The following is a 23,261-nucleotide window of genomic DNA, read 5'->3' on the forward strand; positions in this document are numbered from 1 at the left end:
AGGGTGAGTCATGTCGTGGTTAAAAGGAACAGAGGTGCTCATGGTAACCACACGGTGGACGAAGGGTCTCGCGTTGCTGGGCTGCTCAATCTTACTGGGGTGGAGCAACGTGGCGGTCGGGCAAAAGGTATCTACGGAGGAGGCTGCGGGATACCTCGTATTCCCGAAGGTCGTGGTCGATACCAGTGGCGCGATGAATGGCGTGCCGATGGACACGGTCGTTCGGATCACGAACACGAGTTCCATGCCGACAACCGTGCACTGCTTTTACGTGGATGGTACGCCACGCTGCACCATTGGCCGGGGACGGGATGGGGAAGGCGCCTGCGAGACGAACCAGGATTGCGCGGCCGGGGGTATCTGTACCCTGTCTACCTGCCAGGCGGTGAATTTCGACCTCAACCTCACAGCAAACCAGCCCGTCGGGTGGCGTGCGAGTGAGGGCGTGGTGACAACCGGCTTATGTGTGAATGGGTCGTCGCCAGGCCTGCCATGTAGTGGCGACGCCGACTGCTCGGGTGGATTTTGTCAGAACCAAGATATTGGCCGGGTCCCACCGCTCGATCCCGGGGTGTTCCTGGGTGAACTGAAGTGTATCCAGGTTGTGGGTACGGGCCAGGATCCTAACGTGCCAGTGAACCGGAATGACCTAGTCGGGAACGCGTCGATCTACCGTGTGAACAACGCATCAGTAGACGTGCAGACCTACAACGCTGTGGGAGTCCAGGCCGTTGCATCCGACGGTAGTACGCAGAACGATACAAACGTGGTCCTTGGCGGAAGAAACCCGGAGTATGCCGGCTGCCCCTCGCAGTTGGTGGTGGACCATTTCTTTGACAACGCAGATTTGAGCACAACGCGGGAAGTCACGAGTGACATAACGTTGGTCCCGTGCAGCGAACGCTTGGAAGTTGACGATAACCCGGCGGTGCACACGCTGCAGTTTGTTGTGTTCAACGAGTTCGAGCAGAGGATGTCGGCGAGCGCTCGGTTCCGTTGCTTCCGGGAGGTGCAACTCTCGCGGCTTGACCGGCGGCCCGGTCAGGAAGCCTTCTCAGTTTTCAACGTTGGCGTGCAAGGTACGCTGGCCGGACAGACCGTCATCCGTCCGGTGCTGTCCGGCGACGGCAATCCAGGGAACGGGATCCTCGCCGTCGTGGAGGAGTTTCACCGGAATCCCAACAACAATACGGTACGGTCGGCCGCCTTCAACGTGCACCTGCGTGGGGACAAGTCGCAGGCTGACACGGTTGCGTATTGAGCACCGCTGAGTCCGTAAATTAGTGGAAGGGCCGTCGCCAACCTTGGCGGCGGCCTTTTTTCTTGTTGGCGAGGGGCCGCGAGGTTTGTAAATTGAGTGCTATGAGCAGGAAACGAATCTTGGTGGTCGAAGACAACGTCGATAACCGGCGGATTCTGGTCTATCGGCTCAAGAGGTTTGGGGACTTTGAAATCATCGAGGCGGGCAATGGCGAGGAGGCTTTGAAATTGGTTGCGGAGAACCCGCCGGATTTGATCTTTATGGACCTCAAAATGCCAGTGCTGGATGGATGGGAAGCAACGCGCAGGCTGCGGTCTAGCGAGGTGGGCCAGAGGATTCCCATCATCGCCTTGACTGCTCAGGCGATGGCGGGTGACGAGCAGCGCGCGTTGGCGGTGGGTTGCGACGACTACATTGCCAAGCCCATTACGGATGCGGAAGTTGTGCGACAAAAGCTAGAGCGGCTCCTAGCACATGGTCGGCCTCGACGGTGAGAAAAGGATCGCTGCGCTTGGGGAACCGGGCTCGATCCGCTCGCAGAGGTTTTCTCTGCCGCTGCTGCTCTGCGTCGTGTTGGCTCTGGGAGGGGGGCTGATCAACCCCACGCGAGCTGATGGGGAGGGGCCGTTGCCCATTGGGGTTGGAGGCAAGGCGGTGGTGACAGTGGAGGTTGGAGAAGGGGAAGTATCGCCGCGCTTGAAGCAGTTTCGGAAGGATCTCCGACAGGCCCTACGGCGATTTCGCAAGGTCGTGGGCTACTCGCTGCGGGTGTGGGTGGCGTGGTTGCCGGCCATGGTGTTTGGGTTTGGCTGGGTGCTGTTGGTGGGTGCGTGGGATCGCAGCGTGTGGGGGCGCTTGAAGGAGAACGGGGTGCGAGCTGCTTGGAGGAGTTTCGGGCGCGGACTCGCAGTCTATGTGCGTTTACTCAGGCATCCGGCTAGCCCGACTTTGGGAAAGGTTCTGGTTGCGGCAGCTCTGCTCTACGCAGGGGCGCCGCGGGATCTGCTGTGGGACACACGCAGCGTAGCTGGATTTTTCGATGATGGTGTCGTGTTAGCGCTTGCCGCGAGGAGCTTCCTGAAAATGTGCCCTGAGGCGTTGGTTGAATCGCAGGCAAAAGCTGTGGTTGCTGGGGGAAGTGCCAGGCACCGCTCGAAAAAGGTCCCGTGGGTGGCTCAGGCGCGAGAGAATAAGAGCGCTTGAGGACGCTTTGGTCGATCGGGAGGGCGCGGTGCAGAGACGCCAGCCGCGAGCTGGCGCAGTAGTCGGTTGGTGTGTAACGTACTTGTGCTGCGCAGGTGCCGTCTGGCTGGCGCGGTCACCGGATGAGCCCACGGAGCACTTAGATTCGCAGCATTAGGAGGTGGCTAGGCGACATCTTGGTGCAGTGGGCGCGAATGAGGGTGGTAGGGCCCTTGCGGGAGGGGATCCGCGGGACGCGGGTTAGCCTGAAACAAAATCGGCTAGGGGAAACCGATTATCAAACGCGGTCTGTCGCGCCCAGCGCGGATCAGCTTCCGGCTGGCTTCTTTGGAGGGCCTGCAGCAAGGCGCTGCGGGAGGCTAGCTGCGTCCCCCTGGGGTCGCACCTCCTTATTTTCCAAGTTGACGCGCCAGAGGGCCACTTTCTTTTGGTCACCCTCGGTCCAAAGCAGGGTTACTTCGTACTCCGGACCGTCTTTCTGGATGGCGCTCCAGCTAAACTCTCCGACGAAGAAATCGTTCTCCTTCGCCTTGAGCGAGTAAGCACGGATCATGTCGTAGAGCGTGTCATTGCCCAGAGGCTTACTGTTCTTCACGAGCTCGATTGCATCGTTCTGCTTTTCCGCCCATTGTTCTCCAATAAGCAACGGAGAAGCAACTTGGTAAGCGAACCATAGGGCAAAAATTCCGAGGCTACCCCAGCCAATGATCGTACCGATTGCGCTTTCCTGGTTTGCCTTCTCGGCCATGGCTCAACACTCCTGGAACGACTACTTCAAAAATTCGCGACGAAGTTTACTGATACCCGAGCTGCCGTTGGGCCGCAAGCGCACGGAGGCACGTCCGCCCTCGGTTCTCGTCGTAGAAAACCTAGACGTTGTGGTTCCCGAATACCGTAATGCGTGCCGCCTTGCGGCTCCCCGCTCAAAAGCAAGCGGGAGCTCGTTTGCCTGTCCCCCGGAGGTGCTGCCGTGCACACTAGTCCGACGCAGAGCGAGGCTTCCGGCACCTAGAGTGAACCGCCTCGCGATCAGAACGGTGACGCCTACCTATCCAGGCGCAGGCCAAGGTGCCCGGCACCAAGAGTGCACCCCGAGCCGGAAATCCGGACAAGCTGCCGACCAACCCGCAATTCGTGGACGCAATTCGCGCAATTCGTGGACACCCACCTATGGTGGGAGTAATTCGTGGACACCCACCTATAGTAACTCGTGGATAACTCGTGGACACCCACGTATGGAATTCGCGGAGGAATTCGCGGGCGCCCAGCTACGTAGGGGCAATTCGTGGACAGGCAATTCGTGGACACCCACGTACGGGAGGCAATTCGCGGAGGCAATTCGCGAGGCAATTCGCGGACACCCACCGATGGAACTCAGGAGGACCAAACTCGGCACCCATTTGTGGACATCCGCGTGTCAGAGAATATAACCCACCGGCTCTGGAACGCCCGCCCATGCGAACCCCGCGGGCCCTTGGCTCGAAGGCGGTGGTATGCGCGGCGACACGCGGGCATCCAGAGGACCGCTCGGAGGCGCGAATACATGCGCCCGCAATTGGTGGACATCCACCGAGGTGCAACCCGTGGACGCAACCCGTGGACACCCACCAACGAAAGGCAACTCATGGAGGCAACTCGGGCAACTCGTGGACACCCATGAATGGATCCTATCCCGGCATGGAGCGAATGGAGCACATCCACGACTGGAGGACACCGACGCATCGACACCCGCGTGAGGCGCCCGCACACGCGGGCACTCACGCGAGGGCACCCGGGACCCCACTCCCGGCAAACCACCTCGTGGAGACCCACCTAAAAGCACCTCATGGACACCCACGCAAAAGAGAAATCGACTCGCGGACACCCAGGCATCGAAAAGCGACCACCGGGGGATGGACATCCATCCATGGACACCCACGCCCATCCATGGACACCGACGCGAGCGAGGGGACCTGGAGAGGGCCCTGGACGCACACAAGAACGTTCGCCTCGACCGGGTCCGTGGCGGTCGCCTGAACGTGGGGCGGGTACCCGCACAGGAACGTCTAAATCTGGGGGGGCAACGACCCTCCGGAGGTGGGCAGCTCCGGAAGTGGACAGCGACGTATCGCGGACCAGAGGGCCCCAAAGAAACGTGGACCAAACAAAGAAACGTCGACAGCCATTTGTATGGTATAGGGCCCCTCACTCACAGGAACGTGGACAGCCATTTACTCACTGAACTGGACACCCACACATCAAACTTGCGAGGGGTGAAAGAGCTCGTGCGTGGAGCTCCATCCCTATGGTACTCCGCGTAGACCAATCACACTGACACTGGCGCACGGATGGAGGGTGCGTAGATCGGGCAGGCAGCCAGGATGGTGAGCCGGATTTGGACGCCTCTGAGCGGGTGGTTGGAGGTCCCAATGGAGCGGGACGAAAAAGCCGGGAGAGAAGCCGGTGTTACCCACGGATGCGGATCGATGCTTTTATATAAGCAGGGAGGGGAGCGTAGATGCCCAGTCTCTAGGGCAGATTGGTGCGGAGGAATAATGGAGGTGCGTGTCTTAGGGTTGAGCCCAGTTACCGCCGTCTACGAAAGCTCGTGAATGCATATTGCGGCTTGGGACTCCGGCTAGTCTGGACGGTGTTGAAACCCGCAGTGATGAGTACCAGGCTTCTTTGAGCTGAATGAGAGTAAAGCGGAGTTCAGGATGAGGTTGCAAATTTCGGTGATCGGCGGAGGAACGTGTGGCGCTGAGATTGCGAAGCAGGCAGAGGCAGTGGGGGCAGAATTGGCTCGGCGAGGGGTTGTCGTCGTCACGGGTGGGCTGGGGGGCGTCATGGCTGCAGCGAGTAGGGGGGCGAAATTGGCGGGCGGCCTCGTAGTCGGCATCCTGCCGCACACTGAACTGGAAGGCGGCAATCCCTGGCTGGATGTAGTGATTGGGACGGGACTCGGACATGCAAGGAACCTGTTGGTGGTGGCATCGGGGAAAGCGGTTATTGCTTTGGCGGGTGAGGCTGGAACGGCGTCCGAGATTCATTTGGCACGAGTTCTGGGTAGACCGGTCGTTGCTTTAGGCGCTTGGCGTGAAATAAAGGGGATCTACCACGTCGACGCCCCTGGCGTAGCGGTTGATCTGGCGTGTCGCCTGTGTAGTCAGGGTTCAAAGCCAGAGGGGTGACCACCCGATGAAATCAGATGCCTCGATTTTCACGCGGCGAGATCGGTCCGATGTGGACCTCTCTTTGTTGAAGCCCGTACTGGAGGAGATTCGGGCTGGTAAGATCCGGCCGATCTATGCTTTTGTAGGAGACAGGTATTTAGTCGATCGGGCGGCTCGCGCTCTGATCGAATTGCTGGTGCCTGCATCCGACCGAAGCTGGAATGTGGAGCGGTACGAGGGCGAGCACGTGGACTGGGGGCGGGTGGCGAATAGTGCGAGAACCCCAGGTTTTGGGCCTGGGCCGAAGATTCTTTGGCTGAGCAGTACTGGGGTGCTTGCCAGTACGCAGACAAAAACCAAAGGTGTCGATCGAATCCTGGAGGAGTGGGCTGCGGGACGTCGAAACCAGGCGGCGAGTCACTTGATGGCGCTGCTGACTGCGGCTGGGTGGGCCTCGGAGGAGTTGGAGTCTTTGAGGCAAGCGGCAGCCACCGTAGAGGAACAGACACGAACACTTGGCCGACCGGTGGACGACAGTGAATGGGGGCTTTTGGAGACGATCTTCCGCTTTGCGGTGACAGAGAGGCAGACTAGCGGCTCGGGCAACGACTCAGGAGAAGATCAGCTTGCCAATTTGCTTACGACTTTGGCTCCGAAGGTCGTCCTGTTGCTGACGGAAGAGAATGTAGACCAGCGGCGACACCTTTGGCGGAAAATTTGCCAGGATGGGTTTGGCGTCGTGCTTGCCGTGGAACGTGAGCGGAGCCAGGCTCTCAGTCGGGGTGCTGCGACCTCTCTCATCAGAGAGATAGTCGCGAGTAATGGGAAGGCTTTGGAGCCACAGGCATTGGAAATACTTGTACAGAGGGCAGGGGTGGATGTTCAACAACTCGTGACCGAGGTGGAAAAGCTCTGTTTGTGGGTTGGAGAGCGGGCGGAGGTCCGCGCAGACGATGTGTACCGAGCGACTACGGACCTAGCGGAGAGTTGGGTCTTCGACTTCACGGCGGCATTGAGTAAGAGGGATCTGGCGGTCTCCCTTCGCACGCTGCGGGACTTGTTGGGGCAGGGTGAACAGCCGCTCCGCCTTGTGTACCTGGTGGCTCGAGAATTGCGGAACCTCCTCACGGTTCGCGAATACGTTGAAGGTGACCTTCTGGTGAACAATAACCAGCGTTCAGCGGTGAATTCGGGTAGAGCAGGTTTCGGAGCGAAGGATGGGAACTCTAGGCGGTCGGCTGGGGCGGAGAGCAGGCCACCTCGTTGGAGTGCGATGGGGAGCGGTGAAGGCGAGGGCAGCGCTTCAGCGGTAGCTCTGCGGCGCTCCCTGTCGGACTACAGAACCTTTTGTAAGGCATTGTTGCCCCGAATTTCTTCTGACCAAATGGCTGTCTTCGGGAAGCCTCACCCGTTCGTTTTATTCAAGAGATTTCAAGACGCGTTGGCCTGGAGCTCAAGAGATTTGTGTGCCGCGTTACTTGACCTGCAGAGACTGGACATGCAACTCAAAACACTTCGGGTTGACGCACGGTTTCTTCTCGAGGACTTCGTGCTCCAGTGGTGTAGGAGACCAAATAGGTCCGTTGTCCAGCGCGCTTAAAATTACTTTGTTCCCCGACGGACGACGAAAACCGGGCAGGGTGCGAGCCGAATTAAGTTTTCTGCGACGCTGCCAAGGAGCAGGTGGCGTAGTCCGGTCCGCCCGTGCGTGCAAATCACAAGCAAATCAACGTTTCGCTCCGTACACAACTTGATGAGTTCCTCCACAGGGTTGCCCCACACAACCAAAGGTTCCACGTTCGAAAAACCGGCTAGCCGTTCTTCCCGGACCTTAATGAGAAGGTCTTTGGCTCTTCGTTCGATTTGGTCGGAGCTTTGCCAACGGCCGTGTTCGTCGAATAGCGACTCGGTGGGGACATGGATGACGTGGGTGAGCAAGATTCTCCCATGCCACAGCTCCGCGAATTGCCGGGCGTATTCGAGCGCGAGGTAGGAATCCTCTGAGAAGTCCGTCGGGCAAAGAATGGTTTTAAATTCGCGCGGCATCGACGGGGTTCCTTTCTGCGTTGTCTCAATGGCTTTCATTCCACACTGGGCTGCAAAGCACAATAAGAAGCTCCTCCCAATGGCTGGTTCAATGAGCAGCGAGTCAGGCCGATTGCTAGCTCGGCTCGTTCCCCATCCCGTCGCGATTATACAAAAATAGCTCCCGAGAGTAACCCCCGCGAGGGAGTCCGGAACGTGCCCGCACTGAATCGGGGGGCCAGAAGATCCGGAGGATCCGGAGCGGACATCCACATCCGGAGCCGACGCCTTGCTCGCGTCGGAGCCATGGGCGACACCCAGCAGCCTGTATGGACAGCAGCGGCCACGAGCCTGCGTGGAGAGCGCCTGCCTGGACATAGGCCTGCTTGGAAGAGGCCTGCTTGGACACCAACACACCTTCACGGCCTGCCTGGAGAGGCCTACCTGGACACCCACGCACCTTCATGGAGCGCACCTTCATGGAGAGCCTCGAAGTATCCAAGCCTCCTTGGAGGGCCTCAAGGCCTCCATGGACATGGCCTCCATGGACTGGGCCTCCAGAGACGGCCTCCAGAGACAGCCACGCTGGTCTCCATGGATAGCTTCCATGGACACCCTCGCAGAGGACACCCCCCACGGACACTGACGTGGAGGGTCCCCTGACAGTCCCCCTGAGAGAGGTCTCCCGGAGAGGTCCTCGGGACACCCACGAGAAATCAGGGAATAGCGTGCGGGTTCAGTGGACATCCGCCGATCTTCCGCTCACTGGATACGCTCAGTACGCTCAGTGGACACCCACTAGAGTACGCTCATTGGACACCCACCAGTACGCTCAGTGAGTACGCCCAATGGACATCCATTAGCCTCGATCTGCGAAATACGGCGAGCTTCGGCCAAGGTTAGTGTCCGAAGGCTGCAGTACCCTGGCGAGCGGAGTCAGCAGAAAGCATGGAGTTTGCGCGAGGGCAGCACCAAATCGGCCGCGATTTTCTCGAATACCGAGCAGCCACCGTCGGCAGGAGGCGTTACCGACTATAGTCGTGACGAGCCCGGGGTGGGTCGTCTTGCCCACATTCTGGCTTCACGAAGGTCGCCCAGACCAGAGCGTTCCCGGGGGGCTCACGCTGCACCAAGCGGACATTCCCGGCGGCTCTAGGGAGATTCGTTTCCTGGTGCGTTCGGCCATTCTCGCTGCTGGGGCGGGCCTCGCTCCTCTTACTACCTCTTATTAGAAGAGCGCGATCGACGACGCTGGAAAGCTTGACCCGAAATCGTTGGCATGCCGTGCTTGCAACGTCTGCCAGCGTCGAAGTTCGTGCGAAAGGATTCTGTGGCACATTGTCAGGCGTGGCGCAATGTAGCGCCACGGATGCGTGTGCGGCAGCGCTTTCAATGGCTGGGCTCGATGGAGGTTGTTCGGCGATGTGCGCCTTACGGGGACATCGAGTTGGTTGGCGTTGCGGTTTTTATCGATGCTGCAACGCCTACGTGACCCGGCCCGCGATGCCGGGGCGGAATTTTTGTTGACGCTGGGTTGGACGGGCGGCGCAGTGGACGGCAAGTGGGTATCCCGTCGCTGTCTTTCGGTGGGTGTCCGGAATTCAGGGCTTCGGTGGGTGTCCGGAATTCAGGGACGCGCGATTGGGGTCACCGACGGATCCTCTATTTAGTGAGTACTTAGGTAATTGGCGCGATCGCTGGCTTGCGTTGACCAAAGGCCCGGTTGAGGCGTAGAAGGGGACACGATGTCGCGGGCTGAAGGGTTGTACGTGTCGCTGAATATCGAAGGGTTGCCAGCGGAGTTGTCCCGGCGGCGTTGTGGCTTCGAAAGATACCCGAGCTTCACTGATAGGCAAGCAATCGCTTTTACGTCGCCTCGTTGAGCCGCGCCGGTGTGTATGCGGATGTCAGGAGAAGCGGGTTTGGCTAAGGAATGCTGTCGCCTTTCCGCTTCCTAGGGTGCGATGGGTGGATTGAGATGATCGACGCGAATGCGCCGGTTGACTTTGTGCGCTTCATGTCGGCGCCTACTTTACAATTAATGTACTAAGTGATATTCACAGATTGCAGTAAATTTGGCACGGTTCGGGGTCTGAGATGCCAGTAGCTCGGCGCCAATTGGTAGACGTCACAGTCACACCGTACTACCACGTCATCAGTCGGTGCGTACGCCGTGCCCACCTCTGCGGCCGAGATTTCCACACTGGAAAGAATTTCGATCACCGCAAAGAATGGTTGGTCGAGCGCATCAGGACACTGGCGGGCATCTTCGCGGTGAAAGTCTTTGCCTACGCTGTTATGAGCAACCACTATCACCTTGTCATTGCGCTTGAGCCTGCGCGCGCTCGCGAGTGGTCAGACCATGAAGTAGTAGCCCGCTGGGGGCAACTGTTTAAGCGCAGCAGCGATCGGTTGTTGCAAATTCCCGTAAACATGCGCCAGCGATTTGTGGATCGTTGGAGAGAGCGCTTGGCTGATCTGAGTTGGTTCATGCGGTGCCTGAACGAATCGATTGCTCGCCGAGCGAATCGGGAGGACGGGTGCACAGGGCGGTTCTGGGAGGGCCGGTTTAAGAGCCAGGCGCTACTCGATGAAGGAGCTGTAGTGACCTGCATGTGTTACGTGGACCTAAACGAAGTGAGGGCTGGCATTGTCGGCAAGTTGCGAGACTCGCGTTTCAGCTCGATAGGGGAGCGGTTGAGAAATCGGCCGCAATCGACCTGGTTGGCCAAGTTCCAAAGTGAGGCTGGGCACCTAAGTGCGATCGGTCCGAGCGACACGAAACGGGAATTGCTAGGTGTAATTCCCGTTGATTTTACGAATTACCTCGAGCTTCTTCGGGCGACCGCCCATGCATTGAAGGTCTCTAAAGCGGAGCGCCTTTCAGGAGCGGCCGCGAATACAGTCGAGTCTGTAGGCCTAGATCCCGGAGCATTTGTTCAGGCTGTTCGTACCTACAGCTTGCGTTTCTTCGGGATGGTCGGGCATGTTGACCGTCTGAGGGTTGCCTGTGCTCGATGGGGACGAAAGCGGTCGAGGGGGGCTGCTGCCGCTCGGCTACTGTATCGCCGAGCGGCCTAGACGGTGAGGCTGTCCTAAAGCGACGCGTCGCGTAAATTACCTCGCCGCCAGATTATAAAGTTTAGGGCGGTCTTGGGTTCGCAAGCGCGTAAGGAGCCTGCCTAGCGGACACGTTGTGCTGCGCTGCGTTCGAAGGGGTTACCTAGGCGACGGTGTCAGCTGTGACCGGCGCGCCTTGCTCGCTCCGGGCTTTTGTGGGGGGCTGGCGCCGGCCTTTTGTCTAACATGTTTCGGTTGAACGGACACCCACCAAACCGGTCGAACGGACGGTCGAACGGACACCCACCGAACGTCGAACCGGTAACGTCGAACAGACACCCACGAGATGTTGAATGGTTACCCACCATTGGCTCAGATCCCTCATTTGCAACGACCGCCGGCTCTGAGGGTGATACAGGTGCTAACCCGTAAACACGCCCGTATGACCTGTGCAGACGTAGCTCATAAGGGTGAGTTCCGGCTGGTTTGTGGACACGGCTGGTTTGTGGACACGCAACGCGACTCGCGGATCGAGTACTGGATCAACAACGGTGGGTTCCATTCCCGCCATGGGCCGCCACAGACCCACCCCCGTTCCACCCGAGGATTCCATTGTCGGCAGGCTGTTGGAGAAGAATAAGGAGCCGCGCAGCGAAACTGGGGAGCACGGAAACATTGTGGGGCAGCACGGAAAGATTGTCCCGACCAAATCGTTGAATGGACAAATCGTTGAATGGACACCCATAAAAGCTGAGATGCCTCATCCAGATCCACCACCTCTGGAGCCGATACAGGTACGAACCCGTAGGCGCCCACCGGACAACCTGTGGAGACGTAGCTCAAGAGGGTGACTTGCGGCTGATTAGTGGACGGGCTGATTTGTGGACACGCGACGCGATTCGCGGATCGAGTATTGGATCAACAACACGGGGTTCCATTCCCGCCATGGGCCGCCGCTGACCCACCCGTTCCACCCGAAAATTCCATTGTCGGCAGGTTGGCGGAGAGGAGTGTGGAGCCGCAGGGCGGAACAAGGTAAGATAGATAAAACCTGCTGACCAAAGGCTACAACCGGTCCCTCTTAGGCACAGCCGTCTTTAGGGCTCCGCGTCTCGCAGGCCCTGAGCTCCGAAACGATATCTGCCCTTCTTGTCAGATTGATTGATGAGCGTCCAACACGGCTAAGGACGGCTACGGGACACTTAGCCTCGCTAATGGTGGCTGTCGACGGCACATTGACGGTGGCTGCCCACGATACATTGTGTGAATGCCCGCGTTACACACGGTACACGTCGCGGGTGTCTACGGTACGGGTCACGTTGCGTGTCCACGATGCCTACTCGTGAGGATGCATAGTATTTGCCAGCGTTCGGGAACTACGACGCGGTCAGCACATAGGGCGCTGCCAAACGCGAGGTGCCAAATCGCACCTTTTGGTGCCGCCATGCTGGTCAGAGCATCAGATTGCGGGAGCAGTTAAGGCCAGCTTTTAAGCTGCGAAAGTTCGTAATCGTCGGACCAGAGGTGCTGATTAGCCGCCCACAGGACGACAGGGCCGAGTGAAAATAGCAAGCACTCATAGCCGCTCACATCAACCAGCGTGCCGCGGCCGCATCGCTCTCGATGCAAAATGGCCGCCGCGGTGCCCAGAAAACTGAAGAGCCCGGTGACGATGTCGGAGTAAGGGATTGGCAAATGCTCCTCCCACTCCCCGTTTTTGGGGCGTCCGCAGAGCCAGCTGAGGCCAGCCCAAGCGTGCAGGGTAGGTGCATATGCTACCCAGTGGCGATAGCGACCAGTTAGACCGAATCCCGACATTCGTGTTTGAATGACGTTCGAGTTGATCGTTCGCAGTGATGCATAATTGAGCCCCCAATTGTCCATCACTCGAACACTGAAATTGTCGACGACTATGTCGGCATTCCGTATGAACTCCACGATCTGAGCCCGTCCTACGTCTGTTTCGGCATTCACCGTGACGTCATGTTTGCCTTTGTGGAGCACCTCGAATGTCCTCTTGCTTGGATGAGAAACGCGCGTCCTCGATGGGGAGTTGATTTTCGTTACGTCGGCGCCGTAGCGCCGCAGGAGTTGGGTGGCCAAGGGCCCTGCCACCGCATGAGTAAAGTCGAGCACCTTTATACCTCGAAGTGGTGAGATCATGGTGTTGTTTGCGCAGCGATTCCGCCAGGCGGAGCGTGTATCCCACAGAGGCTTTTTCCGTGACGGGCTGTTAGGGAGACAAGTCAGGTTTGGGAGAGTGCAACCCCGAAGAACTAGCGGAACTCGAGGATGCCAAAGGCGCGCTGTTGGTCCTACACTCGGGCCCTCGAAGAAAAACCGCCGTTGGCGGAGGAGCGGGTCGGCACAAGCTTGGGTTGGGTGGCGTAGAGATGCGAACGGAATTCTTCTTAGCTGTGCCCAGACCGTGAGAGCGTTGGATTTCCAGTGGCGACACCACGCACGCAAGGCGTTGAAAATCTCCTCAGCGCGATCGTAACGAACGCTGACGTCCTCCAACTCATGCGCGGATAGCCAATGCGGGCCCCCGGCCTCCCGAATCGCGTGCCCAAGGGCTGACCAGTTTCCCAGGATTGTCGTGGCAATCCATCCGTCTTGGGTGGGTAGGATCTTGAAACCCCGGTCCCAGTAGCTCTCTGACCGCTGGCCCTTACGTTCGAAGAGGCTGAATAGCTCCGCAAGGATGCTGCTCGAGTGCAAGCTTTCCCGATAGTCTGTTATTGATGCGTTCACGAGTCCTACAACACAACTCGCCGCTGCCCAGATGCTGACGATGTTACGCACGAGGAAGTTAAACGAAGACACAAGCTCCGCTGCGGAGTTCGGGGCCGTGGTGTGTTCAGAATACGTTTCGTCGGCGTAAGGATCGATGCGAATCCAAACGCGGCAGTCACTGGCAGAAAGTAGTTCCGCGAGCACGCGCTCATCGGCAGCCTGAAAGTGCGTGCTGCGGGAAGTTATGACGGCATCAACCGAATTCAGAGTGACTGCGAGCCAGTTGGAAAATTCGCTCCGTTGCGGTGGCAGCACCGCGCTGGTTTTCCCGCAGGCGGCGAAGAAAAAATGTAGGCTGCTCGACTCCTCCAGTGTCCCGCCCATCACCTTCGGGGCTCCACGCCGCAGAGGGTGACCCTCGGGCGGTTCAACCATACAGACGTCCGCTCCGAGGCCAGCAAGAATCCGACCGGCGATCGCGGCATCCCATCCACCCCATTCCAAAATTCGGAAACCGTGAAGGGGAGGGTGTCGTGGTTGGGCCATGGTTTCACAATTCCTTTACCGGCCAAATATTTCCTAAAGCTATCGGAAAACCCGAGATGACGGCATTGTGGACAGCCACATATTCGCCCGCCAGGCGGGGCCGGCCTAGAAGGGGGGGCAGGTGAGCAGCAGAGGCGCAGTCAGCTTGAGGGGGTTTGCTTTGTGGATCGTGCAGTTGTCGATCCGGTGTTCCAGAGCCGTCCTCAGCACACAACATGTTGAAACATCGAAGAAATACCTGCACGAGTCGGGGGGCAAAGGTATTGGTGCTCGACATGTATGCCGAGGATTGTCCCGTGCCAATGGACACGTGTCACACAAAGCGAACGCCGATCAGTATCGAGTGTCGTAACTCTGCGTGCCTCGACGAATGTAGTTAATTCAACGGTCGGGCCCTGCCGCCAATGTGGCTTTGCCTGAAGGGGAGGGAGAGTAGTGGGCTCATCAGTGGCCAGGGCCATCTATTTTGGAGTGTCCACAGCCCAACTCCGCATCCCACCCACAGCCCACCCACAGCCCACCGTCCACAACCTGTCCATCGTGGGTGTCCACAACCTGTGTCCACAACCTTTGTCCATAGCGGGCCTCCCCGCTGGCTACGTGCGCGGTCCATTTGCCTTGCGGATTCTTAGGCGTCCGCGGGCTTGTCCAGGGATCTTCAGATTTAATGGGTGTGCACGGATCTTCCCTCCAGGGATCTTCCAGGGTGTCCATGGATTTTTCCTTCCACGGATCTTCCGGGTCTTCCAATGGATGTCCATGGATTTTTTCAATGGATGTCCATGGATTTTTATGGGTGTCCATGGTTTTTTTCCATGGTTTTTTACGAATTTTTCCGCAGTTATTGCCCACTATTTCTCCCGAGGTTTTCCCAGGGCGTGCCCTAGCGGGTAATGCTCGATTTAGCCTAGGCCGTGAAAGCCAGACGCTCGTTAGCGTTTCCGAAGCTCTTGGCCGTTGCGCCTTTGAGGTTGATCCGCCGGGCGGGGGAAGGTTCGCTTATGTTCCGTGGGGGCGATCGGCGCCTGCAGTGGCGCCATTGGCTTACTCCGACCGAAGACGAGCCCCTTGGAACTCGCCTCGGTTGCGGCTCTCCTAGCCCCTCATTATAACGGTCGGTCCAGAGGACCTTACGCTTATGGCTGAAATTCACGGAGGGCGCGTGGTCGCGCGCGCTCTAAAGGCTGAAAATGTCCCTTATATCTTCACGCTCTGCGGTGGCCACGTCATGCCCATTTATGACGGTTGTGTCGACGAGGGGATCCGCGTGATCGACGTGCGCCACGAGCAAACCGCTGCGCATGCTGCAGACGGGTGGGCGCGCGTGACGGGGCGTCCGGGCGTTGCTGTAGTTACTGCTGGGCCCGGCGTGACCGACGCAGTTACAGGTGTTGCGAGCGCCCATCGCGCAAACATCCCCATGGTTCTCATCGGTGGACAAGGCCCGAGGCCATTTGCCGATATGGGCTCTTTGCAGGACATGAACCACGTTGAACTCATGCGGCCCATCACGAAGTGGTCGGTTTCGGTGCCCGAGGGTCGGCGGTTGGCGGAATATGTGGCAATGGCCTTTCGCATTGCAACCTCAGGGCTCCCGGGGCCGGTGTTTTTAGAGATGCCGATCGACCAACTGTTTCAAACTTACGACGAGGAGCGCATTGTCTTCCCTACGAAGTATCGTACTGAAGCCGGTATTGCGGGAGACCCGCGGTATGTCGAGCGTGCCTTTGAGTTATTGCGCTCTGCACAGCGACCAGTGATTCTGGTTGGGTCACAACTGCGATGGTCAAAGAGGCGAGAGGCCTACCCAAAATTCGTGGAGACATTTGGAATCCCGGTTTATGTCAACGGGCTGGGACGTGGGTCGCTTCCGCCGGATCACCCATACTTTTTCTCACAAACGCGGAAGGAGGCGTTACGGCAAGCGGACGTAGTTTTGATCTTTGGGACGCCCCTGGACTTCCGTTTGGGATATGGAAGGGAAACGCACTTTAATCCCGCAGCCAAGGTGATCCAAGTGGATCTCGACGGTGCTGAAATCGGCAGGAACCGGCCCATTGAGGTGGGAATCGTCGGGGATACCGGCCTCGTGATGGAGCAGCTCACTCATCTAGCGGAGAGCGAGCGCTTCGACAGGGCGCTGGTCAAGCCTTGGGTTGATGAGCTTCGGAGGCGAGAACACGAGAAGTGGGAGCGGATGCGTCCGGAGTTGGAATCGGACGCCGTCCCAATCAATCCGCTCCGTGCGTGTAAAGAGATCGCGGATGCCGTAGGGCGCGATGTGATCGCAATCGGCGACGGGGGAGATTTCGTCGCCACAGCAGCTTCTATCCTGCGTATTTACGAGCAAGGCCATTGGCTCGATCCTGGCCCACTGGGAACACTTGGCGTTGGGCCAGGCTACGCAATGGCTGCAAAGTTGGCGAAGCCCGATCACCCTGTCGTGATTATCTACGGAGATGGCTCATTCGGCCTGCACGCAATGGAATTTGAAGCGATGATCCGCCAAAAAATTCCGGTGGTTGGGATCGTTGGAAACGACGCGGCCTGGCAGCAAATTCGGAGAGGCCAGATTCAGCTCTACGGGCGCGAGCGGGCGGTAGCGACCGGCCTTGATTACACGCGTTACGACCGCGTAGTCGAGGCTCTTGGTGGTCACGGTGAATACTGCGAGCGTCCAGAGGAAATCCGCCCAGCGATCGAACGTGCATTGGCTGCAGGCAAGCCCGCCCTAGTGAACATCAAGATCGGCACGAGCGAATTTCGGAAAGATGCGATTTCGATTTAACAAGAATTTCCCTCTCTGGGTCTTTGCTGCGGGGAGCTACGGTGTCGGCCTGTGAGCGACAGTACAGCGGCAGTTGTCGTAGTTGGGAATGAGATTTTATCTGGCAAGGTAGTTGATACAAACTCAGGCTTCCTTGCACAGGAGCTTCGTGCTTTAGGCGTAAGTCTCGAGCGGATCCTCGTAATCCCAGACGAGGTTGGCGCCATTTCGGAGGCGGTCTCCGACTACTCGAGGAAATTTCACTGGGTGTTCACTTCCGGGGGTGTGGGCCCGACCCATGACGATGTCACCATTTCGGGTGTAGCCCAGGCTTTCGGTGTGAAGGTGATTCGGCATCCGTTGCTGGAAAGCCGACTAAAAAACATCAGCGGCGGCGAAATTGGGGATGCTCGACTGAAGTTGGCCGAAGTACCAGAGGGTGCTGAACTCTTGTTTGGTGAAGACCTCGTCTTCCCGGCAGTGGTTGTTCGCAATGTCTTCATCCTACCTGGGATTCCGGAACTCTTTCGTGCCAAGTTCCTGGCAATTCGATCCCGATTCCGGTCCGCCCCCTTCCACTTGCGGGTAATTTATCTTCGCGCGGCGGAAACCGAGTTGGTTCCCTATCTAAACGCTACCCTGGCAGCTTTCCCTGAGCTTCTCCTGGGCTCTTACCCGAAATGGAACGATCCCGATTATCGCGTCAGGGTGACTTTCGAGTCGAAGGATCAAACTTACGTTGAGGAGGCGTTCGCACACTTCCTCGCGCACGTTCCCGCAGAACTGGTAGTGCGCACTGAGTAGATCTGTGGCAGACTCGCGAAAAACTGACAAGTGAGGAGGTGGCCATGGTGCTGCAGAAGAAATTTGCAGTGGTGCTGCTTGGCGTTACCCTGCTGTCTTGGCCAGCATACGCAGACGATGATTTTTTGAGTGATTTGGGCTGGGGTACCCTCGCTGTCGTGTGTAACCTGTTTTATGTGCCGGCAAAGATCGCTTGGGCGGGGGTCGGAGGCATTACGGGATCGCTCGCGTACGTCGTGACGCTTGGTGACGTTGGTACAGCGAAGAAGGTTTGGCAACCAGCCCTCGGGGGGAACTACGTGGTAACGCCGGCCATGCTTCGTGGCGAGGAGCCTTTGTACTTCAGCCCGACCGAAGAGCAAAAACCGTTGCGTCGAAGGAGGACGGGGAGAACTTGAGCCGGAAGCTTTTGGTTACAGGCATAGCGGTGTTGGCTACCGCCGCTTTGGCTTTCGGCTTGTACCAGCTCCAAATGCGGCGCGAGGCCCGTCGTTGGGAAGGAACCTTCCAGGAGATTGTCGAGGAGAAGATCGAGCACGACGATGGGACGACTCGCAGCCGCTTTGTCGCTTTGCTGCCAGCTCCCGTAGAGGAAGTCCAGGCTGTCGTCTGGCAGGTAGAACGCCTTGAGGCGACGGTGCCCAACTTCAAAATCTCGCGGCTGATCGAAGATCTAGGAAATGTCAAACGGGTAGAGCTCGGGATCCAAGCACTGAGTCTGCCCTTATTGCGGTACGAAATGGAGTTCACCTTGCATCCCGAAGAGCATCGGGTGACTTTTCGAACGCTGCGATCGCAGGCTCAAGAGATCGAAGGAGAGTACCGGTTGGAACCGTCGCCTGACGGTAAAAAGACGCGGTTAATTTACAGTACAACAGCGCGTGAGAAAGTTCCGGTGCCGTTTCCTCGCGCCGTTTTGGACAGTGCCGGGAGGGAGACTTTTGTGAACACCGTGCGCGGGATTGAGCGACTTTTGAGAGCAACGCCAGGGCCAAGCTCAGGTTGACGCGTGCGCGACCATGAAGCGACTGCATCAGGCACGCTTCCTTGTGGGCGCGGCTTCGCCTTCACAGTTTCCCAGGTTTGCTTATCCTGAGGTGGCCTTTGTCGGCCGCTCCAACGCGGGAAAATCTTCCTTGCTGAACCGTTTGCTTGGAGGCCGCCGCGGTATTGCGCGTGTCAGCAAGACGCCGGGTCGAACCCAACAAATCAACTTTTTTCTTGTTGATGATTCGCTGATTTTCGCCGACTTGCCGGGTTATGGCTTTGCGAAGGTGCCTCCAGCAATGCGGGCGCAGTGGTCTGAGCTCCTACAACTGTACTTGGAAACTCGGCACCAGTTGCGAGCAGCGTTGCTCATTACGGATATCCGCCGCGGGTTGGAGGCAGAAGAGTGGCAAATGATCAGCCGCCTGCGCGCCCTGGGGATTAGCTGCCTCGTCGTGGCAACGAAGGCGGATAAACTGGGACAAGGCGAGAGAGTCAGAAGGGCTCGTGAGCTCGCTGTTGAGCTAGGCCAGGTAGGCGTCGAATTAGTTGTTTCCTCAGCTATCACGGGTGAGGGGATACCACAGATTTGGCAAGTGATTTTTCGCCATTGCCTGGACACACCACAGAAGGCTCAGGCGCAACGCTAGGCCCAGCGGGAGTTCAGGAAAGCTCCCAAGAGCTCGGTATAATTTCATTTTGTTGGGGAGATGTCCGGAGCACTTGTGCGGTAGCTCCCTATTCAACGAATCGTGTTCAGCGTGCCAATCCTCGAAGAGCCCGGCCGCTAAGTGGATTCCGGACCAAGCGGATCTCGGGCTGCGCGCTTTGTAATCCGATTTTGATCGTAACGGATCCTGGATCGAATCTTGGACATCGAATCTTGGAGATCGAATCTTGGGACGAATCTTGGACACCCACTCTTTTTGACCGGCTCTCGCTCCGTGCGCAGATCTTGGACGCAGATCTTGGACACCCACTCTTTTCGCAGATCTTGGACACCCACTCTTTTTGTCGGCTCTCGCTCCGGGTGAAACCCGAGGACCGCGAGTGAAACCCGCAACGGATTTTGGGCACCGGATTTCGGACACCCCGCGGATCTTGGACACGCACTCTTTTTGACCGGGCCTCGCTCGGGTGAAACGCGAGTGGAGAAACGCAAGGGGCGGGTTTTGTGGAGACCCACTAATTTGGGCTGGCACTCGTTCTGGGTGAAACGCCAGTGGAGAAACGCCAACGCTAGGAAATGCCAGTGGAGGAAAGGAAATGCCAGCGGACACCCACAACGTTTTGGAAATGCCAGGGGCCACACACAACTTGTGGGGAAACAGGGGTTGGCTCCCACAGCAGGTGCAACAAGCGAAAATGCGCCTTTCAGAAGTTGTGAGACGCTCACGGGGACGGGAGACCCGGGTCGTCTGCGTCTCGTGACTCGTCTTACAGTGTATCTCTGCCTCGCGACGAAGGGACCATCGGATTCGTCTATGTCCGGTGCACTTGCGTGGTATTCCGCTCTCGCCGAATTGACCTTCCGAAAGTCCCGCTCCTTGCGTTGCACTTTAAAGACCCGAAGCCGCGGTTCGAGCCTCGCCTGTGGGCCGGACTCGGAGAGGAAGGCGACAAAATCCAGTTTCGGTATCGCGGCTGGTTACGGGTTGGCACATTCCGGGTGTCGGCGCAGGCAGTATCTGGCCACCTGGCAAGGGATCCCGGTTGGATCTCCATCAAGCGTATAAAGCGAAGCTTCGATGGACGGTGCCCTCCCCTAAGCTTCCTCCCCACTCGAGTCGCCGAATGAGCCGGGATCCGGTTCGCTCCGAGGGGGCCTGAGGGAGCCGCGGCGTTACGAAGGCTTGGCAACGGCTTACAAGAAGCGGTGGGTGTCCACGAGCCTTCCTCCACGAACCTTCCGGAACCTTCCTCATTTGGACAGAGTGCCCTGGCAGGTTGCCATGGAGGGCGGGAAGTCGGGGCCCAGAACAAAGTTGGCAAGGCTAGTCCAGTACCGTGGATGTTCAGAAACTCGGTGGATGTCCAGAAACTCGCTCACTGTTGATTCACGCGTCGCTTCAAAGAGGGCCCAGTCGGCACCTTCCGGGGGGACCGCCTCTCGGGTGGGCAGGCTCGGCTTGGAGGGTGAACTGGGTTCCCAAAACAAACGCGGCAAATGCAGGCGAGTATCGTGGGTGTCCACGAGCCGGACCTCCGGCTGATTAGGTCCTGCAGGGAGCCCCGGAGGCCTTGGCCAACATCGTCGGGCTTTACGAATTCATGGATGTCGAAGAAGGGTGGATCTCCATGAAGTGCGTCTCCAGAAAGGGAGGGCAGGATAGGTCTTCGGGAATTGTTCAAGGAATTTGATCGGTGTCGAGAAATGCGATCAATTTCGCGGGCGTCCAGCAGTTCATCCACGAATTCACGAATTCGTGGGTCTCCAGGAGTTTGCTCCTACGAATTCTTGGGTGTCCAGGATTCTATCTGCTTCATCCAGGATTCTATCTGCTTCAGAGTGGGCGCTGCCGACAGCATCCGGAGGAACCGGCACCCGGATGGCCAGGGTTGGCTTGGAGGGGGGTGAACTGGGTAGCCAAAACAAGCTCGGCAAGTGCAGGCAAGTATCGTGGGTGTCCACGAACGGGATCCACAAGCGGGACCTTCGCAATCGGCAAGAACTCGTTGTCGGTTTCCGGCGCCCCCCGCTGACTAGGTCTTGTGGGGAAGCCTTGAGACCACGCGCAACATTGTCGGGCGCTACGAATCCTTGGGTGGCGAGGAAGTGCGGGTGGTAGGGAAGTGCGGCTCGAAGAAGTGTGTCCAGAACGAGTCTGCCCAAGTTGGGTCAAGAATTCGATCGCTGGCCAGAAATGCGACCAACTTGGTGGGTGCCCAGCAATTTTTTCACCAATTCTCTAGCAATTCATCGGTGGGTGTCCTGCAATTCATCCTACTGTAATGCATCCCGCAGTTCACCCAGGAATTCATCCAAGTGCTCACGGGAATTCATGGCAATTCATGCGAATTCGAGGGTGCCCAGGAGTTCATCTGCGAATTCGTGGGTGTCCAGGATTTTATACGGGATTTTAGAATTTCAGTAGGTGTGCAGGATTTCAATTTCCGAATTCTTGTGAGAGCCTAGGAGAGTTTGAGAATCCGGTTAGAAACGACCCTTCGGGAGGTCACCCCGCGAGTTTGCGGTCTCACATAATCAATAGGCTGTTCCGTGGGCGGGAGTGTGGACCCGTAGAACCTCCGCGCCGCTGCGTTTCAGCGCTTCGCGTAAGTGGCTCCCCTTTTTTTTTCCTCGTGCTAGACGGGCGTGCATGTCCAGCCACGCCACGAACGGAAGACTGTCGGAGCCTGAGCTCGATGAGGCGGTCCGCAAGGGCGAGATCGACACTGTTCTGACTGTGTTTCCCGACTTCTACGGCCGGTTGGTGGGGAAACGGATCTCAGGACGGTTCTTTTGTGAGGAAGTGGCTCATCATGGGATGCATGCTTGCGACTATTTGCTCGCGTGCGACATGGAGATGGACCCGGTCCCCGGCTACCGCTTTGCGTCATGGGAAAAGGGTTATGGCGACGTTCGTTGCCTGCCTGACCTTAGCACGTTGCGGCGTGCATCGTGGATCGACCGCACGGCCATTGTGCTCTGCGATGTGCTGAACGAGGAAACCAGCGAACCAGTGTCCGTTGCGCCTCGCACCATTTTGCGGCGTCAGGTCGAACGAGCAGCAGCAAAAGGTTTCTGCCCAATGGGTGCGTCAGAATTGGAATTCTTTGTTTTGCGGGAGACCTACGAATCGGCAAAGCAGAAAAACTTTGAGCAACTGGAAACCTTTGGCTGGTACATCGAAGACTACCACACGCTGCAGGGTTTCAAGGTCGAAGGCCTGATTGGTGCGATTCGGCGCCATCTGGAGGCCTCGGGGATTCCGGTAGAATTCTCTAAGGGCGAATGGGGTCCGGGGCAACACGAAATCAATATCCGCTACGCTGACTTTTTGGAAATGGCCGATCGCCACGCGATCTACAAACAACTCGCAAAGGAAGTGGCCATCCAACAAAATCTGGCGATTACCTTCATGGCGAAATTCGATGAGCGGCACGCGGGAAGCTCCATGCATTTGCATTCGAGTTTGTGGTCCATCGATGGCAGCGAAGCGCTCTTTGCAGGTGAAGCACCCGTGGATGGAGACCTCAGCCACCTCTCTGAGGTCTTCCGATGGTGGCTCGGGGGGCTGATTCACCACGCGCCGGCGTGTACGCTCTTGTTCGCTCCTTACGTGAACTCTTATAAGCGCTTTCGCTCTGGATCTTTTGCTCCCACTGCAATCGCTTGGTCGTACGACAATCGCACGGCTGGTTTCCGCGTGGTCGGGCACGGCAGCTCGCTACGAGTGGAATGCCGCATCCCGGGCGCCGACGCTAATCCTTACCTGGCCTTCGCTGCGACGCTAGCTGCCGGACTCGACGGGATCGAAAACAAAATTGAACCGCCGCCGATGTTTCGTGGCGACGCATACGCAGCCACGACGCTGCCTTCCGTTCCGCGCAGCTTGCCCGAAGCAATTGCTGCATTCGAAGATTCTCCGCTGTTTTACCAAGCCTTCGGTGAAGACGTTGTGGAACATTTGATTCACTTTGCGCGAACGGAGCAGCGGAAGTTCGAGGAGGTTGTTACTTCTTGGGAGCGACAGCGCTATCTGGAGCGGGCGTAGGC

At 58.0% G+C, this 23,261-nt stretch carries 16 protein-coding genes; 12 read left to right on the top strand and 4 right to left on the bottom strand.

What is annotated here, in order from left to right:
• Positions 1-10 precede the first annotated feature (10 nt).
• The 3 genes from N3C12_06125 to N3C12_06135 all read left to right on the top strand — a co-directional run bounded on the left by N3C12_06125 (position 11) and on the right by N3C12_06135 (position 2,464).
• Entirely contained in the window at positions 11-1,261 is a 1,251-nt protein-coding gene (locus N3C12_06125; protein ID MCX8072013.1) for a hypothetical protein, read from the top strand.
• 101 nt (positions 1,262-1,362) lie between these two features.
• Positions 1,363-1,755, top strand: a complete 393-nt coding sequence (locus N3C12_06130; GenBank protein ID MCX8072014.1) for a response regulator — start codon at positions 1,363-1,365, stop codon at positions 1,753-1,755.
• On the top strand, positions 1,736-2,464 hold the full coding sequence (locus N3C12_06135) for a DUF1232 domain-containing protein (protein MCX8072015.1): 729 nt from the start codon (positions 1,736-1,738) through the stop codon (positions 2,462-2,464). Before N3C12_06130 ends, N3C12_06135 begins: the two co-directional genes overlap by 20 nt.
• Before the next feature lie 307 nt (positions 2,465-2,771).
• On the opposite strand, the gene N3C12_06140 is transcribed toward N3C12_06135, so the two are convergent.
• Positions 2,772-3,212 carry a hypothetical protein gene (locus N3C12_06140; GenBank protein ID MCX8072016.1) on the bottom strand — a complete coding sequence of 147 codons (441 nt, stop codon included), beginning with the start codon at positions 3,210-3,212 and terminating at the stop codon, positions 2,772-2,774.
• 1,948 nt (positions 3,213-5,160) lie between these two features.
• Here N3C12_06140 and N3C12_06145 point away from each other — a divergent pair.
• Together N3C12_06145 and N3C12_06150 are read left to right on the top strand one after the other, a co-directional pair.
• The gene (locus N3C12_06145) at positions 5,161-5,634 is read left to right on the top strand and encodes a TIGR00725 family protein (protein ID MCX8072017.1); all 474 of its coding nucleotides are present in this window, start codon (positions 5,161-5,163) and stop codon (positions 5,632-5,634) included.
• Positions 5,635-5,641: 7 nt separating this feature from the next.
• A complete protein-coding gene (locus N3C12_06150; GenBank protein MCX8072018.1) occupies positions 5,642-7,216 on the top strand; it encodes a hypothetical protein in 1,575 nt (524 codons plus the stop codon).
• Between the two features lie 2 nt (positions 7,217-7,218).
• Here the strand turns inward: N3C12_06150 and N3C12_06155 are convergent, their stop codons facing one another.
• Complete coding sequence (locus N3C12_06155) at positions 7,219-7,662, bottom strand: universal stress protein (GenBank protein MCX8072019.1); 444 nt, start codon at positions 7,660-7,662, stop codon at positions 7,219-7,221.
• Positions 7,663-9,738: 2,076 nt separating this feature from the next.
• On the opposite strand from N3C12_06155, the gene N3C12_06160 reads away from it, so the two are divergent.
• Positions 9,739-10,722: a transposase gene (locus N3C12_06160; protein MCX8072020.1), complete on the top strand. Its 984-nt coding sequence runs from the start codon at positions 9,739-9,741 to the stop codon at positions 10,720-10,722.
• Between the two features lie 1,455 nt (positions 10,723-12,177).
• Here N3C12_06160 and N3C12_06165 read toward each other — a convergent pair.
• Both N3C12_06165 and N3C12_06170 read right to left on the bottom strand, forming a co-directional pair.
• Entirely contained in the window at positions 12,178-13,983 is a 1,806-nt protein-coding gene (locus tag N3C12_06165) for a CoA transferase (protein ID MCX8072021.1), read from the bottom strand.
• A 444-nt stretch (positions 13,984-14,427) separates the two neighbouring features.
• Complete coding sequence (locus N3C12_06170) at positions 14,428-14,787, bottom strand: hypothetical protein (protein ID MCX8072022.1); 360 nt, start codon at positions 14,785-14,787, stop codon at positions 14,428-14,430.
• 334 nt (positions 14,788-15,121) lie between these two features.
• Here N3C12_06170 and N3C12_06175 point away from each other — a divergent pair, with 334 nt between their 5' ends.
• The 6 genes from N3C12_06175 (at position 15,122) to N3C12_06200 (ending at position 23,259) form a co-directional block, all read left to right on the top strand.
• Entirely contained in the window at positions 15,122-16,771 is a 1,650-nt protein-coding gene (locus N3C12_06175; GenBank protein ID MCX8072023.1) for a thiamine pyrophosphate-binding protein, read from the top strand.
• A gap of 51 nt (positions 16,772-16,822) precedes the next feature.
• Positions 16,823-17,554 carry a competence/damage-inducible protein A gene (locus N3C12_06180; GenBank protein ID MCX8072024.1) on the top strand — a complete coding sequence of 244 codons (732 nt, stop codon included), beginning with the start codon at positions 16,823-16,825 and terminating at the stop codon, positions 17,552-17,554.
• 44 nt (positions 17,555-17,598) lie between these two features.
• Entirely contained in the window at positions 17,599-17,952 is a 354-nt protein-coding gene (locus tag N3C12_06185) for a hypothetical protein (GenBank protein MCX8072025.1), read from the top strand.
• Positions 17,949-18,560 carry a hypothetical protein gene (locus N3C12_06190; GenBank protein MCX8072026.1) on the top strand — a complete coding sequence of 204 codons (612 nt, stop codon included), beginning with the start codon at positions 17,949-17,951 and terminating at the stop codon, positions 18,558-18,560. Before N3C12_06185 ends, N3C12_06190 begins: the two co-directional genes overlap by 4 nt.
• A gap of 13 nt (positions 18,561-18,573) precedes the next feature.
• Positions 18,574-19,191 (top strand): ribosome biogenesis GTP-binding protein YihA/YsxC, encoded by a 618-nt coding sequence (gene yihA, locus N3C12_06195; protein MCX8072027.1) that lies wholly within the window; start codon positions 18,574-18,576, stop codon positions 19,189-19,191.
• Between the two features lie 2,670 nt (positions 19,192-21,861).
• Complete coding sequence (locus N3C12_06200) at positions 21,862-23,259, top strand: glutamine synthetase family protein (GenBank protein ID MCX8072028.1); 1,398 nt, start codon at positions 21,862-21,864, stop codon at positions 23,257-23,259.
• Positions 23,260-23,261 lie beyond the last annotated feature (2 nt).

The sequence above is a fragment of the Candidatus Binatia bacterium genome (assembly GCA_026415395.1).
Taxonomy (GTDB): domain Bacteria; phylum Desulfobacterota; class Binatia; order HRBIN30; family HRBIN30; genus HRBIN30.